This is a genomic window from Rubritepida flocculans DSM 14296, from assembly GCF_000425365.1.
Taxonomy (GTDB): Bacteria; Pseudomonadota; Alphaproteobacteria; order Acetobacterales; family Acetobacteraceae; genus Roseococcus; species Roseococcus flocculans.
Genome location: NZ_AUDH01000042.1, coordinates 1 through 14,674, shown reverse-complemented (window position 1 = coordinate 14,674; position 14,674 = coordinate 1). Strand labels below are relative to the sequence as shown.

Annotated in this window: 13 protein-coding genes and 1 tRNA gene; 13 read left to right on the top strand and 1 reads right to left on the bottom strand. The window is 68.7% G+C overall.

All coding sequences use genetic code 11. From position 1 onward, the window contains the following. The 4 genes from H596_RS24900 to nusG all read left to right on the top strand — a co-directional run. Positions 1–93: EF-Tu C-terminal domain-related protein (locus tag H596_RS24900; protein WP_156910181.1), on the top strand; the 93-nt coding region annotated here is incomplete at its 5' end. 151 nt (positions 94–244) lie between these two features. Further along, a tRNA-Trp gene (locus tag H596_RS0117800) sits at positions 245–321 on the top strand. Positions 322–414: 93 nt separating this feature from the next. After that, positions 415–606 (top strand): preprotein translocase subunit SecE, encoded by a 192-nt coding sequence (secE, locus tag H596_RS0117795; protein ID WP_027286027.1) that lies wholly within the window; start codon positions 415–417, stop codon positions 604–606. Positions 607–628: 22 nt separating this feature from the next. Next, complete coding sequence (gene nusG, locus H596_RS0117790; protein WP_027286026.1) at positions 629–1,165, top strand: transcription termination/antitermination protein NusG; 537 nt, start codon at positions 629–631, stop codon at positions 1,163–1,165. Between the two features lie 19 nt (positions 1,166–1,184). Here nusG and H596_RS0117785 read toward each other — a convergent pair whose 3' ends face one another. Beyond that, on the bottom strand, positions 1,185–2,060 hold the full coding sequence (locus H596_RS0117785) for a DMT family transporter (protein ID WP_027286025.1): 876 nt from the start codon (positions 2,058–2,060) through the stop codon (positions 1,185–1,187). A gap of 212 nt (positions 2,061–2,272) precedes the next feature. Here H596_RS0117785 and rplK point away from each other — a divergent pair, with 212 nt between their 5' ends. From rplK to H596_RS24735, 9 genes are all read left to right on the top strand, one after another. Beyond that, positions 2,273–2,707: a 50S ribosomal protein L11 gene (gene rplK / locus H596_RS0117780; RefSeq protein WP_027286024.1), complete on the top strand. Its 435-nt coding sequence runs from the start codon at positions 2,273–2,275 to the stop codon at positions 2,705–2,707. Between the two features lie 4 nt (positions 2,708–2,711). Next, the gene (gene rplA, locus H596_RS0117775; protein ID WP_027286023.1) at positions 2,712–3,410 is read left to right on the top strand and encodes a 50S ribosomal protein L1; all 699 of its coding nucleotides are present in this window, start codon (positions 2,712–2,714) and stop codon (positions 3,408–3,410) included. Between the two features lie 318 nt (positions 3,411–3,728). After that, entirely contained in the window at positions 3,729–4,244 is a 516-nt protein-coding gene (gene rplJ / locus H596_RS0117770) for a 50S ribosomal protein L10 (protein WP_027286022.1), read from the top strand. A 96-nt stretch (positions 4,245–4,340) separates the two neighbouring features. Further along, complete coding sequence (gene rplL / locus H596_RS0117765; RefSeq protein WP_027286021.1) at positions 4,341–4,724, top strand: 50S ribosomal protein L7/L12; 384 nt, start codon at positions 4,341–4,343, stop codon at positions 4,722–4,724. 213 nt (positions 4,725–4,937) lie between these two features. Then, positions 4,938–9,125, top strand: coding sequence for a DNA-directed RNA polymerase subunit beta (gene rpoB / locus H596_RS0117760; protein ID WP_027286020.1), 4,188 nt, complete (start codon positions 4,938–4,940; stop codon positions 9,123–9,125). An 80-nt stretch (positions 9,126–9,205) separates the two neighbouring features. Further along, positions 9,206–13,369: a DNA-directed RNA polymerase subunit beta' gene (gene rpoC / locus H596_RS0117755; RefSeq protein WP_027286019.1), complete on the top strand. Its 4,164-nt coding sequence runs from the start codon at positions 9,206–9,208 to the stop codon at positions 13,367–13,369. A gap of 323 nt (positions 13,370–13,692) precedes the next feature. Continuing rightward, positions 13,693–14,064 (top strand): 30S ribosomal protein S12, encoded by a 372-nt coding sequence (gene rpsL / locus H596_RS0117750; protein WP_027286018.1) that lies wholly within the window; start codon positions 13,693–13,695, stop codon positions 14,062–14,064. 11 nt (positions 14,065–14,075) lie between these two features. Beyond that, positions 14,076–14,552, top strand: coding sequence for a 30S ribosomal protein S7 (gene rpsG / locus H596_RS0117745; RefSeq protein WP_027286017.1), 477 nt, complete (start codon positions 14,076–14,078; stop codon positions 14,550–14,552). Between the two features lie 33 nt (positions 14,553–14,585). Then, on the top strand, positions 14,586–14,674 hold an 89-nt coding region (locus H596_RS24735; RefSeq protein ID WP_245584062.1), incomplete at its 3' end, for a GTP-binding protein.

Sequence of the window (14,674 nt, the reverse complement as noted above, 5' to 3'; positions counted from 1 at the left end):
GCGCCGATCGCGATGGACGAGGGTCTGCGCTTCGCCATCCGCGAGGGCGGCCGCACCGTCGGCGCCGGCGTGGTGGCCAGCATCCAGAAGTAAGCCGCTCTTGCGGCCACCTGGCGCATCCGGAAAAATGCGCGCGGGTGGCCGAGAGGAACGGGTTGGTGCGGCGCCCGGCGCATCCGCAAGGATGCGCCCTGGCGGCCGAAGAAAGGGTTGGTGTGGCGGCTTTCTTCGGCCGCCGCAAAAAAGGGGTGTAGCTCAATTGGCTAGAGCGCCGGTCTCCAAAACCGGAGGTTGGGGGTTCGAGACCCTCCACCCCTGCCATTTCCCGGCATGATGGTGGCGGCCCGTTGCACCCGGGCCGCCGTCATGCTTTCAGGGGCCGCGCGTTGCGGCAGCGTTTCAGGACAGATCCCCTTGGCCAAGCTCGATCCCGCCCAGTTCATCCGCGAGGTCCGGCAGGAGACCGCGAAGGTCACCTGGCCCACCCGCAAGGAGGCCCTCGTGACCACGGGCCTCGTCATGGCGCTGTCCGCGCTCGCCGCCCTGTTCTTCCTGATCGTGGACCAGATCATCCAGCTCGCCATGCGCTGGGTGTTCGGTCTCTGAGAATCGAGCGAGGTCCGGGCCGATGGCCGAGAAGCGTTGGTATGTGGTGCACGTCTATTCGGGCTTCGAGAAGAAGATCGCCGAGCAGATCAAGCAACAGGCGGCGAAATCCGGCCTTGCGGACCGGATCGAGGACATCCTCGTGCCCACCGAGCAGGTGACGGAAGTGCGCCGCGGCCAGAAGGTGGACACGGAGCGCAAGTTCTTCCCCGGCTATGTGCTGGTGAAGATGGAGATGACCGACGAGACTTGGCACCTGGTGCGCGACACGCCCAAGGTCACCGGCTTTCTCGGCGCGCGCAACAAGCCCCAGCCCATCACCGAGGCGGAGGCGATGCGGATCGTCAACGCGGTGCAGGAAGGGGTGGACAAGCCACGCCGCCCGGCCGTGGTGTTCGAGGTGGGCGAGCAGGTGCGCGTCTCCGACGGCCCCTTCACCAGCTTCAACGGCACGGTCGAGGAGGTGGACGAGGAGAAGGGCCGCCTCAAGGTCAGCGTTTCGATCTTCGGCCGCTCCACCCCGGTCGAGCTGGAATACGGGCAGGTCGAGAAGCTCTGATGCGTCCGGCGGCGCGGGGTCACGCCCGCCGCCGCGCCTGGCTCCAGCCGATGTAGAGCCCCGAGGCGACGATGATCGCGGCCCCCAGCCAGGTCACGCTGTCGGGGAACTCGCTGAACAGCACATAGCCCACCGCGACCGAGCCCAGAAGCTGGAAATACTGGAAGGGCGAGACGAGGTTGGCCGGCGCATAGCCGAAGGCGCGCGCCACGCAGTAATGCCCCGTCGCGCCCAGCACGCCCACGCCCAGGAACAGGCCGAGGTCGCGCAGCGAGGCGGGCGTCTCCCACACGAAGGGCAGCACCAGGAACATCCCGAAACCGCCCACGAAGGCCGACCAGAGCGCGGAGGTCTCGGGCGGGTCGCTGGCCGCGATCCGGCGCGTGAGGATCTGGTACACGCCATAGGCCGTGGCGCTCGCCAGGATGAAGAGCGAGGCCCAGTGGAACAGCGCCGTGCCGGGCCGGATCACGACCAGCACGCCGAGAAAGCCCACCAGCAGCGCCACCACCCGCCCCCGGGTGGTGCGCTCGCCCAGCATGGGCCAGGCGAGCGCCGCGACGATCAGCGGCGCGGCCAGCGAAATGGCGGCGGCCTTGGCCAGCGGGATGAAGGTGATGGCGTAGAAGAAGCACAGGTTGGAGGTGAACAGCATGGCGGAGCGCGCAAGCTGCAGCCCCGGCCGGCGCGACCGCCACAGCCCGAGCCCCATGCGCGGCATGAACAGCGCCGAGGGGAACAGGATGTGCCCGAAGGCCCGCGCCCAGGAGACCTGGAAGGAGGAATACTCCGCCCCCAGCAGCTTGGCGAAGCCGCCCATGACGGGAAACAGCAGCCCCGCGGTGAGCATGAACAGGATGCCGAGAAGGAGTCGTTGCGGGGCCGGGGCGCTCACCGGGCCGATGATGGGGCCGCCGCCAGCCATGCGTCCAGCGGGGGGCGCGATGCGCCGCGACGCCAGGGGATGGACAGGCGGCCGCCTCGGGGCTAGAGGCCGCGCTTCAGCCTTCGGGGCGCCACCCCGAGGGTGGAGAAACGCGGGAGGGCGCCGCCCGGCGCCCGCCGGCACCGCGGGTCTCTCGACCGTTTGAGAGGACTTGGATTTTCATGGCGAAGAAGATCGCAGGCTACATCAAGCTGCAGATCCCGGCGGGCAAGGCCAACCCCTCGCCGCCGGTGGGCCCGGCGCTCGGTCAGCGCGGCCTGAACATCATGCAGTTCGTGAAGGAGTTCAACGCGGCCACGCAGCAGATGGAGCCGGGCACGCCCACGCCCGTCGTCATCACCGCCTACACGGACCGCACCTTCTCCTTCGTCACCAAGACGCCGCCCAACACCTATTTCCTGCTCAAGGCGGCGAAGATCGAGAAGGGCAGCACCACGCCGGGCAAGGGCGCCAGCGTGGGCCGCGTGACGAAGTCCCAGCTCGCCGAGATCGCCAAGGTGAAGATGAAGGACATGAACTGCGACACGGTGGAGGCCGCTGTGCGCATGCTCGCCGGTTCCGCCCGTTCCATGGGCATGACGGTGGTGGAGGGCTGAGGCCATGGCGAAGCTGACGAAGCGCCGCAAGGCCCTGGCCGCGGCCGTGGACAGCGCGAAGCTCTACCCGCTCGAGGAGGCGATCCGCCTCGTCAAGGCCAACGCGACGGCCAAGTTCGACGAGACCATCGAGATCTCGATGAACCTCGGCATCGATCCGCGCCACGCCGACCAGATGGTGCGCGGCATGGTCGGGCTGCCCAACGGCACGGGCAAGACGGTGCGCGTGGGCGTCTTCGCCCGCGGGCCCAAGGCCGAGGAGGCCAAGGCCGCCGGCGCCGATGTGGTGGGCGCCGACGACCTCGCCGCGCTGGTGCAGGAAGGCAAGATCGAGTTCGACCGCTGCATCGCCACGCCGGACATGATGGCGCTGGTGGGCCGCCTCGGTAAGGTGCTGGGCCCGCGCGGCCTGATGCCGAACCCGAAGCTCGGCACCGTGACGATGGACGTGAAGGGCGCCGTGCAGGCGGCCAAGGGCGGGCAGGTGGAGTTCCGGGCCGAGAAGGCGGGCATCGTGCACGCCGGCATCGGCAAGGCGAGCTTCGACGCCGAGAAGCTGCTCGGCAACGCCCGCGCCTTCGTCGAGGCCATCCAGCGCGCCCGCCCGGCCGGCGCCAAGGGCACCTATGTGAAGAAGGTGGCGCTGAGCTCCACCATGGGCCCCGGCGTGAAGGTGGATGTCGCCACCCTCGGCGGCGCCTGACGAGTTTGCCGCCTCGGCCCAGGCCGGGGCGCGCCCATCCCCCGCCGCGAGGCGGGGGTAGGCACCGGCCGCGAGGCACGGGCCGCTCCTGTCGGAGATTGCAGGCGCCCTCCCCGCGGGGAGGGCTTAATGGGCCCCGGCCCGCCCGCATGAGACGGGGAACCGAGATGCGATGCCGCCGGGGCTCCGCCCCGGCCGATCGAGGCTTGGCTTTCCGGCAACGACAGGCGAACGGGGCGGGCGGGATGGTCCCGCACGCCCCCGTGTGAACCGGCCGGAGCCCCTCCACCAGGCCCCGGCCACCGACGGAGACGTGAATTGGACCGCACGGAAAAGCGCGCGTTCGTCGAGTCCCTGGCCGGTGTCTTCGGTGAGACGTCCTTCGTGCTCGTCGCCCAGAACAAGGGGCTGACGGTCGCGGCGGTGGACGAGCTGCGCCGCAAGATGAAGGGCGCGGGCGCGACGTACAAGGTCGCGAAGAACCGGCTGGCCATGCGCGCCCTCGACGGCACCCGCTTCCAGGGCATCTCGCCGCTGCTCAAGGGCCCGACCGCGCTCGCGTGGTCGAAGGATCCCGTGGCGGTGGCGAAGACCGCCGTGGAGTTCGCCAAGACGAACGACAAGTTCGTGATCCTGGGGGGTGCGCTCGGCACCCAGACGCTGAACGCCGATGGCGTGAAGGCGCTGGCCGAGCTGCCCTCCCTCGAGACGCTGCGCGCGCAGCTTGTGGGTCTCATCCAGACCCCGGCGACGCGCATCGCGGGGGTCGTGCAGGCCCCGGCGGGGCAGTTGGCGCGGGTGCTCAAGGCCTATGCGGAGAAGGACGCCGCGTAGGGGCCGCCGCCTGCCACCGAGTCATCAGCCCCCGCCGGAATGGTCCGGTGGGGTTGTCAAGCCACAGTCAAGCCATTAGATCGAAGGAACACGAACATGGCCGATCTCGCTAAGCTCGTCGAGGAGCTGTCCGCGCTCACCGTCCTGGAGGCCGCCGAGCTCTCCAAGATGCTGGAGGAGAAGTGGGGCGTCTCCGCCGCCGCGCCGGTGGCCGTGGCTGCCGCCGCGCCGGCCGCCGCCGCCGCCGCTGCGCCCGCCGCCGAGGCGCAGACCGAGTTCACGGTGATCCTCGCCAATGCGGGCGACAAGAAGATCAACGTGATCAAGGAGATCCGCACCATCACCGGCCTCGGCCTGAAGGAGGCCAAGGATCTCGTCGAGGGCGCGCCCAAGACGGTGAAGGAGAACGTCTCGAAGGAAGAGGCGGAGAAGATCAAGAAGGTGCTGGAAGAGAACGGCGCCAAGGTCGAGATCAAGTAACCCGCCCCGGCCTGGCCGTCGCCTTCGGGGTGGTGGCCGGGCCGGTTCGGGATTTTCCGTGCTCAGGGTGGGCGGGGATCGGGGGTCCGGTCGCCGCCCATCGTGCCGTTTCTGAGAGTGCGGTCGCGGGTGGCAGGGGCCGTCCGGGCCAGTCGAGTGAGCCGGTGGCGGGCCTGGGGCCCGGTTCCGGCAGATGGGGAAAGCGGGACAGGCATGAACGCCATCAGCAAGTCGTTCACGGCGAAGAAGCGCATCCGCAAGAGCTTCGGGCGGCTGCCCGAGGTCGCGCCCATGCCGAACCTGATCGACGTGCAGCGCGCCTCCTACGCCAACTTCCTGCAGATGGAGGTGCCGCCCGACCGGCGCACCCACTCCGGCCTGCAGGAGGTGTTCAAATCCGTCTTCCCGATCAACGACTTCGCGGGTCGCGGCCGGCTCGAGTTCGTCCAGTACGAGCTGGAGGAGCCGAAATACGACGTCGAGGAGTGCATCCAGCGCGGCCTGACCTACGCCGCGCCGCTCAAGGTGAAGCTGCGCCTCATCGTCTGGGACCTGGACGAGGAGACGGGCGCGCGCTCCGTCCGCGACATCAAGGAGCAGGATGTCTACATGGGCGACATGCCGCTCATGACGGACAACGGCACCTTCATCATCAACGGCACCGAGCGCGTCATCGTCAGCCAGATGCACCGCAGCCCCGGCGTGTTCTTCGACCACGACAAGGGCAAGACGCACAGCTCGGGCAAGTATCTCTTCGCCGCGCGGGTGATCCCCTATCGCGGCTCCTGGCTCGACTTCGAGTTCGACGCGAAGGACATCTGCTACGTCCGCATCGACCGCAAGCGCAAGCTGCCGGCGACGACGCTGCTGATGGCGCTCGACAGCGCGGCCACCGAGGCGAAGCGCGCCGAGCGCGCGGCGCAGGGCCTCGAGATGGATCCCGCCGAAATCCGCGGCATGGACGCGGAGGAGATCCTCAACGCCTTCTACGGCCAGGTGGTGTTCCACCGCACGGCCAAGGGCTGGTCGCGCGCCTTCGACCCCGAGAGCTTCAAGGGCGCGAAGCTGCTCGAGCCGCTGGTGGATGCGAAGACCGGCCAGGTGGTGGCCGAGAAGGACGTGAAGCTGACGCCCCGCCAGGCGCGCAAGATCGCCGAGGCCGGCACGACGGAGGTGCTGGTCGGGCGCGCCGACCTGCTCGGCCGCTTCGTCGCCGAGGATCTGGTGGACTGGCAGACCGGCGAGATCTGGGCCGAGGCGGGCGAGGAGCTGACCGAGGCGAAGCTCTCCGCCATCGAGGAGGCGGGCGTGGAGCGCCTGCCCACGCTCGCCATCGACCAGACGGTGGGCCCCTGGATCCGCAACACCCTCGCGGTGGACAAGAACACGAACCGCGACGAGGCGCTGATGGACATCTACCGGGTCATGCGCCCGGGCGAGCCGCCGACGCCCGAGACCGCGGAGGCGCTGTTCAAGGGGCTGTTCTTCGACCCCGACCGCTACGACCTCTCCGCCGTCGGGCGCGTGAAGATGAACATGCGCCTCGGCTTCTCGCTGGAGGAGGCGCCGGACACGCTGCGCACCCTGCGCAAGCAGGACATCGTGGCCACGCTGCGCGTGCTGATGGACCTCAAGGACGGCCGCGGCTCCATCGACGACATCGACAATCTCGGCAACCGGCGCGTGCGCTCGGTGGGCGAGCTGATGGAGAACCAGTACCGCGTCGGCCTGCTGCGGATGGACCGCGCGATCAAGGAGCGCATGGGCGCGGTGGACATCGACACCGTGATGCCGCACGACCTGATCAACGCGAAGCCCGCGGCGGCGGCGGTGCGGGAGTTCTTCGGCTCCTCCCAGCTCAGCCAGTTCATGGACCAGACCAACCCGCTCTCCGAGGTGACGCACAAGCGCCGCCTCTCGGCGCTCGGGCCCGGCGGGCTGACGCGCGAGCGGGCGGGCTTCGAGGTGCGCGACGTGCACCCGACGCATTACGGCCGCATCTGCCCGATCGAGACGCCCGAGGGGCCCAACATCGGCCTCATCAACTCGCTCGCCACCTTCGCGCGGGTGAACAAGTACGGCTTCATCGAGACGCCCTACCGGCTGGTGAAGGACGGCAAGATCGTGGGCGAGCCGCGCTACCTCTCCGCCATGGAGGAGGAGAAGCTCGTCGTCGCGCAGGCGGATGCGGAGGTGGACCCCGCCACCGGCGAGTTCCGCTCCGAACTCGTCAGCGTGCGCCAGGGCGGCGATTTCCGGCTGGTGAAGCCCGAGGAGGTGACGGCGATCGACGTCTCGCCCAAGCAGCTCGTGAGCGTCGCGGCCGCGCTGATCCCCTTCCTCGAGAACGACGACGCGAACCGCGCGCTGATGGGCTCGAACATGCAGCGCCAGGCGGTGCCGCTGATCAAGAGCGACGCGCCGCTGGTCGGCACGGGCATGGAGGCGGCGGTCGCGCAGGACAGCGGCGCGGCCATCGCCGCCCGGCGCGACGGCATCGTGGACCAGATCGACGGCGCGCGCATCGTGGTGCGCGCGACGGGGCCCGATGGGCAGACGGTGGGCGTGGACATCTACCGGCTGCGGAAGTTCCAGCGCTCCAACCAGAGCACCTGCATCAACCAGCGCCCGCTCGTGAAGGTGGGCGACCGCGTGACGGCGGGCGAGATCATCGCGGACGGCCCGAGCACGGAGCTCGGCGAGCTGGCGCTCGGGCGCAACGTGCTCTGCGCCTTCATGCCCTGGAACGGCTACAACTTCGAGGACTCCATCCTCATCTCCGAGCGCATCGCGCGCGACGACGTGTTCACCTCCATCCACATCGAGGAATTCGAGGTGATGGCGCGCGACACCAAGCTCGGCCAGGAGGAGATCAGCCGCGACATCCCCAATGTCGGCGAGGAGGCGCTGCGCAACCTCGACGAGGCGGGCATCGTCTATGTCGGCGCCGAGGTGCATCCGGGCGACATCCTGGTGGGCAAGGTGACCCCCAAGGGCGAGAGCCCGATGACGCCCGAGGAGAAGCTGCTGCGCGCGATCTTCGGCGAGAAGGCCTCCGACGTGCGCGACACCTCGCTGCGCCTGCCGCCCGGCGTCTCCGGCACGGTGGTGGACGTGCGCGTCTTCAGCCGCCGCGGCGTGGACAAGGACGAGCGCGCCATGGCCATCGAGCGCGCCGAGATCGAGCGCCTCGCCAAGGACCGCGACGACGAGAAGGCGATCCAGGAGCGCAGCTTCTACTCGCGGCTGCGCGAGCGGCTGCTGAACCGCAAGGCCTCGGGCGGCTTCAAGGGGATCAAGGCCGGCACCGTCATCACCGACGAGGTGCTGGACCAGTTCGCCAAGTCCACCTGGCGGCAGATCGCCGTGCAGGACGACGCCGCGATGGCCGAGATCGAGGCGCTGAAGCGCGAGTTCGACGCGGCGGTGGAGCGGCTGCAGAAGCGCTTCGAGAGCAAGGTCGAGAAGCTGCAGCGCGGCGACGAGCTGCCGCCCGGCGTGATGAAGATGGTCAAGGTCTTCGTCGCCGTGAAGCGCAAGCTGCAGCCCGGCGACAAGATGGCCGGCCGCCACGGGAACAAGGGCGTGGTCTCGCGCGTCGTGCCCATCGAGGACATGCCCTTCCTCGAGGACGGCACGCCGGTGGACATCGTGCTGAACCCGCTCGGCGTGCCCTCGCGCATGAATGTGGGGCAGATCCTCGAGACGCATCTCGGCTGGGCCTGCGCGAACCTCGGGCGGCAGGTGGGCGAGCTGGTGGAGGATTTCCGCCGCTCCTCGGCCGTGCGGGACGAGCTGCACGCCAAGCTGCGCGACGTGTACGGGGACGAAATCTTCGAGCGCGAGATCGCGCCGATGAGCGAGGAGCAGCTCATCGAACTCTGCGACAACCTCAAGAAGGGCATCCCCATCGCCACGCCCGTCTTCGACGGCGCGCGCATGTCCGACATCGAGAAGATGCTGGAGAAGGCGGGCCTCGACAGCTCCGGGCAGGTGACGCTGATCGACGGGCGCACGGGCGAGCCCTTCGAGCGCAAGGTGACCGTGGGCTACATCTACATGCTCAAGCTGCACCACCTGGTGGACGACAAGATCCACGCGCGCTCCATCGGCCCCTACAGCCTCGTCACCCAGCAGCCGCTGGGCGGCAAGGCGCAGTTCGGCGGCCAGCGCTTCGGCGAGATGGAGGTCTGGGCGCTGGAGGCCTATGGCGCGGCCTACACGCTGCAGGAGATGCTCACCGTGAAGTCCGACGACGTGTCGGGCCGCACCAAGGTCTATGAGGCCATCGTGCGCGACCAGGACAGCTTCGAGGCCGGCATCCCCGAGAGCTTCAACGTGCTCGTGAAGGAGCTGAAGTCCCTTGGGCTGAACGTGGACCTGGAGAATCGCGGCTCCTGACCGGCCGATTTCCGGCGGAGGCGTCGAGCCACCGCCGGCCCCCTTTCACGCGCGGCGCGCACAGAAGCGAGCGAGGCGGCATGAACGAGCTCCTGAAGATCCTGGGCCAGACCGGCCAGGCGATGACCTTCGACCAGATCCGGATTTCGATCGCCTCTCCGGAGCAGATCCGCTCCTGGTCCTATGGCGAGATCAAGAAGCCGGAGACGATCAACTACCGCACCTTCAAGCCGGAGCGGGACGGGCTGTTCTGCGCCCGTATCTTCGGCCCGATCAAGGACTACGAGTGCCTGTGCGGCAAGTACAAGCGGATGAAGTTCCGCGGCATCGTCTGCGAGAAGTGCGGCGTGGAGGTGACGCTCGCCAAGGTGCGGCGCGAGCGCATGGGCCATATCGAGCTCTCGGCGCCGGTCGCGCACATCTGGTTCCTGAAGTCGCTGCCCTCGCGCGTCGGCCTCATGGTGGACATGAGCCTGAAGGAGCTCGAGAAGGTTCTCTACTTCGAGAGCTATGTGGTGCTGGAGCCGGGCCTCACTGACCTCAAGCTGCATCAGCTCATCACCGAGGACCAGCTCTACCAGAAGCAGGAGGAGTTCGGCGAGGACGCCTTCCGCGTCGGCATCGGCGCAGAGGCGGTGAAGGAAATCCTGCACGGGCTCGATCTCACCAAGGAGGCCGCGCGGCTGCGTGCGGAGCTGAAGGAGACGACCTCCGAGGCGAAGCGCAAGAAGCTGGTGAAGCGCCTCAAGCTGATCGAGGCCTTCGCCGAGAGCGGCGCGCGGCCGGAGTGGATGATCCTCGACGTCATCCCGGTCATCCCGCCCGAGCTGCGCCCGCTGGTGCCGCTGGATGGCGGCCGTTTCGCGACCTCCGACCTCAACGACCTCTACCGCCGCGTCATCAACCGCAACAACCGCCTGAAGCGGCTGATCGAGCTGCGCGCGCCCGACATCATCGTGCGCAACGAGAAGCGCATGCTGCAGGAGGCGGTGGACGCGCTGTTCGACAACGGCCGCCGCGGCAGGGCGATCACGGGCGCGAACAAGCGGCCGCTGAAGTCGCTCTCCGACATGCTGAAGGGCAAGCAGGGGCGGTTCCGGCAGAACCTTCTCGGCAAGCGCGTGGACTATTCGGGCCGTTCGGTCATCGTCGTCGGTCCCGAGCTCAAGCTGCACCAGTGCGGGCTGCCCAAGAAGATGGCGCTCGAGCTGTTCAAGCCCTTCATCTACTCGAAGCTCGAGAAGTACGGGCACGCCTCCACCATCAAGCAGGCGAAGCGGATGGTGGAGAAGGAGCGTCCCGAGGTGTGGGACATCCTCGAGGAGGTGATCCGCGAGCACCCGGTGCTGCTGAACCGCGCGCCCACCCTGCACCGCCTCGGCATCCAGGCCTTCGAGCCGGTGCTGGTCGAGGGCAAGGCGATCCAGCTCCATCCGCTGGTCTGCACCGCTTTCAACGCCGACTTCGACGGCGACCAGATGGCGGTGCACGTGCCGCTCAGCCTCGAGGCGCAGCTCGAGGCGCGGGTGCTGATGATGTCCACGAACAACATCCTGAGCCCGGCGAACGGCAAGCCCATCATCGTGCCGAGCCAGGACATCGTGCTCGGCATCTACTACCTCAGCCTCGAGACGCCCGAGTTCCGCGCGACGGAGGAGAAGGACGCGCCGCGCATCGCCGATCTCGGCGAGATTGAGCACGCGCTGGCGGTGGGCGCGCTGACGCTGCACCAGAAGATCATCACCCGCCGGCCCACCGTGGACGCCGAAGGGCGGACGGTGATGGAGCGCGTGGTGACGACGCCGGGGCGCATGCTGCTGGGCGCGCTGCTGCCCAAGCACCCGAACCTTCCCTACAGCCTGGTGAACCGGCTGCTGACGAAGAAGACCATCTCCGACGTGATCGACGCGGTGTACCGCCACTGCGGGCAGAAGGAGAGCGTGATCTTCGCCGACCGGCTCATGGGCCTCGGCTTCCGCCACGCCGCCAAGGCCGGCATCTCCTTCGGCAAGGACGACATGGTGATCCCCGCCGAGAAGGAGGGGCTGATCGCCAAGACGAAGGAGGAGGTGAAGGAGTTCGAGCAGCAGTATCTCGACGGCCTCATCACCTCGGGCGAGCGCTACAACAAGGTGGTGGACGCCTGGTCGCGCTGCACGGACGCCGTGGCCGCGGCGATGATGAAGGAGATCCAGAAGCAGGAGATCGGCAAGCCCACGAACTCCGTCTGGATGATGAGCCACTCGGGCGCGCGCGGCTCGCCGGCGCAGATGCGCCAGCTCGCGGGCATGCGCGGGCTGATGGCGAAGCCCTCCGGCGAGATCATCGAGCAGCCCATCATCTCGAACTTCAAGGAAGGGCTGACCGTGCTGGAGTACTTCAACTCCACGCACGGCGCCCGCAAGGGCCTGGCCGACACGGCGCTCAAGACCGCGAACTCCGGCTACCTCACGCGCCGGCTCGTGGACGTGGCGCAGGACTGCATCATCATGGAGGAGGATTGCGGCACCGAGCGCGGGCTCAACGTGCGCGCGATCATGGACGGGGGAGATGTGGTCTCCTCGCTCTCCGAGCGGGTGCTGGGCCGCACCGCGCAGGAGGATGTGCTCGACCCGGCGACGGGCGAGATCATCGTCGCGCGCAACGAGCTGATCGAAGAGGCGGCGGCCGAGCGAATCGAGAAATCGGGCGTCGAGTCGGTGAAGATCCGCTCGGTGCTGACCTGCGACTCCAAGCAGGGCGTCTGCGGCAAGTGCTACGGGCGCGACCTCGCGCGCGGCACGCCGGTGAACATGGGCGAGGCGGTGGGCGTGATCGCCGCGCAGTCCATCGGCGAGCCGGGCACGCAGCTCACCATGCGCACCTTCCACATCGGCGGTGCGGCGCAGCGCGGCGCCGAGCAGTCCTCCGTCGAGGCGACGGTGGAGGCCTCGGCGAAGCTGCACAACCTCAGCGTGGTGACGAACAGCGCCGGCGCGCCCATCGTGATGAGCCGCAACTGCGAGGTCGCGCTGGTGGACGCCAACGGGCGCGAGCGCGTGCGCTTCCGCGTGCCCTATGGCGCGAAGCTGCTCGTGAAGGACGGCGAGGCGGTGACGCGCGGCCAGAAGCTGGCCGAGTGGGATCCCTTCACCCTGCCGATCATCACCGAGATCGGCGGCACGGTGGAGCAGGCCGACCTGATCGACGGCATCACCCAGATGGAGCGCACCGACGAGGTGACGGGGCTCTCCTACAAGGAGGTGATCGAGTTCAAGGGCGGCAAGACCGCGGACCTCCGGCCGCGGCTCATCCTGCGCGACGCGAAGGGCAACGTGCTCAAGCGCGAGAACGGCTCGGACGCGATCTACTTCCTCACGCCCGGCACCATCGTGGGCGTGGAGAACGGCGCCTCGGTCCATGCGGGCGACGTGATCGCGCGCATGCCGCGCGAATCGTCGAAGACGCGCGACATCACGGGCGGCCTGCCGCGCGTGGCCGAGCTCTTCGAGGCGCGCCGACCCAAGGACGCCGCGATCATCAGCGAGATCGACGGCCGGGTGGAGTTCGGCAAGGACTACAAGGCCAAGCGCCGGATCATCGTGAAGGCCGATCCGGTCGGCGACGAGCCGCCGGTGGAGCGCGAATACCTCGTGCCCAAGGGCAAGCACGTCTCCGTGCAGGAGGGCGACTACGTCAAGGCGGGCGACCCGCTGGTGGACGGGCCGCGCGTGCCGCACGACATCCTGCGCGTCCTGGGCGTCGAGGCTCTCGCGAACTACCTCGTGAACGAGATCCAGGACGTGTATCGGCTGCAGGGCGTGAAGATCAACGACAAGCACATCGAGGTGATCGTCCGCCAGATGCTGCAGAAGGTGGAGATCGTCGAGCCCGGCGACACCACCTATCTGATCGGCGAGCAGGTGGACCGCTTCGAGTTCGAGGCGGAGAACGAGAAGCGCCTGAAGCTCGGCGAGCGGCCGGCGCGGGCCGAGCCGGTGCTGCAGGGCATCACCAAGGCCTCGCTGCAGACGCAGAGCTTCATCTCGGCCGCCTCCTTCCAGGAGACCACCCGCGTGCTGACCGAGGCGGCGACCGCCGGCAAGGTGGACACGCTGGGCGGGCTCAAGGAGAACGTGATCGTGGGCCGCCTGATCCCCGCCGGTACGGGCGCGGTGATGAGCCGGCTGCGCGCGATCGCGGCGCAGCGCGACAGCGGGCGTCTGCCGGCGGCCGCGCCCGCGCTGCCCGAGCCGAAGGCCTGAGGCCGCACCCGCCCGGCGATGGCCCTGCGGCCATGGCATGGGCGGATGCGGCTGGGGCGGGCCTCGCGCGGCGCCTTCCCCAGGCGAATCCCTCCGGCGTCGCTTGACTCACCGGGGGGGCGGGTCTAAGACGCGCGCCTTGCCCGATGGACCCTCGCGGTGCACCGGGCGTGTTGGTTCAAACGCCTTGCTCCGGACGCCGCGCCTGGATGGCGCATGAGGCCGGAGTGGACGCGGTGGCCCGGTCGGTGCGCTCCCTTGCGCCCGCCGGGCCGCGTGTCGTTTGGCGAATGGACGGGTGAACGGGTTTACGAAGGGGCGTCATGCCGACGATCAACCAGCTCATCGCTCACGGGCGGGAGCCGCGCTCGAGCCGGAACAAGGTGCCGGCCCTCCAGGGCTGCCCGCAGAAGCGCGGCGTGTGCACCCGCGTCTACACGACCACGCCGAAGAAGCCGAACTCGGCGCTGCGCAAGGTCGCGAAGGTGCGCCTGACCAACGGCTTCGAGGTGGTGAGCTACATCCCGGGCGAGGGTCACAACCTGCAGGAGCACTCGGTGGTGCTCATCCGCGGCGGCCGCGTGAAGGACCTGCCGGGCGTGCGCTACCACATCCTGCGCGGCGTGCTGGACACCCAGGGGCTGCCGAAGCGGCGCAAGCGGCGCTCGCTCTACGGCGCCAAGCGGCCGAAGTGAGGGGCTGAGAGATGTCTCGTCGTCACCGCGCGGAGAAGCGCGAAGTCCTCCCCGATCCGAAGTTCGGCGACGTGGTGCTGAGCCGTTTCATGAACGTGCTCATGTACGACGGCAAGAAGAGCGTGGCCGAGAGCATCGTCTATGCCGCGATGGACACGCTCAAGAAAAAGGGCGGTCCGAACAGCGACCCGCTGCGCCTGTTCCACGAGGCGCTGGACAATGTGAAGCCGGCGGTCGAGGTGCGCTCGCGCCGTGTCGGCGGCGCGACCTATCAGGTGCCCGTGGAAGTGCGGCCCGAGCGGCGCCAGGCGCTCGCGATCCGCTGGCTCATCGAGGCGGCGCGCAAGCGCGGCGAGAGCACCATGGAAGAGCGCCTTTCGGCCGAGCTGATGGACGCGGTGAACAACCGCGGCGCGGCCGTGAAGAAGCGCGAGGACACGCACCGGATGGCCGAGGCCAACAAGGCCTTCAGCCACTACCGCTGGTAACACACCCACCCCAGATCCGACGGACACACCACGATGGCCAAGGCGAAGTTTGAGCGCACCAAGCCGCACTGCAACATTGGGACGATCGGCCATGTGGACCATGGCAAGACGTCGCTGACTGC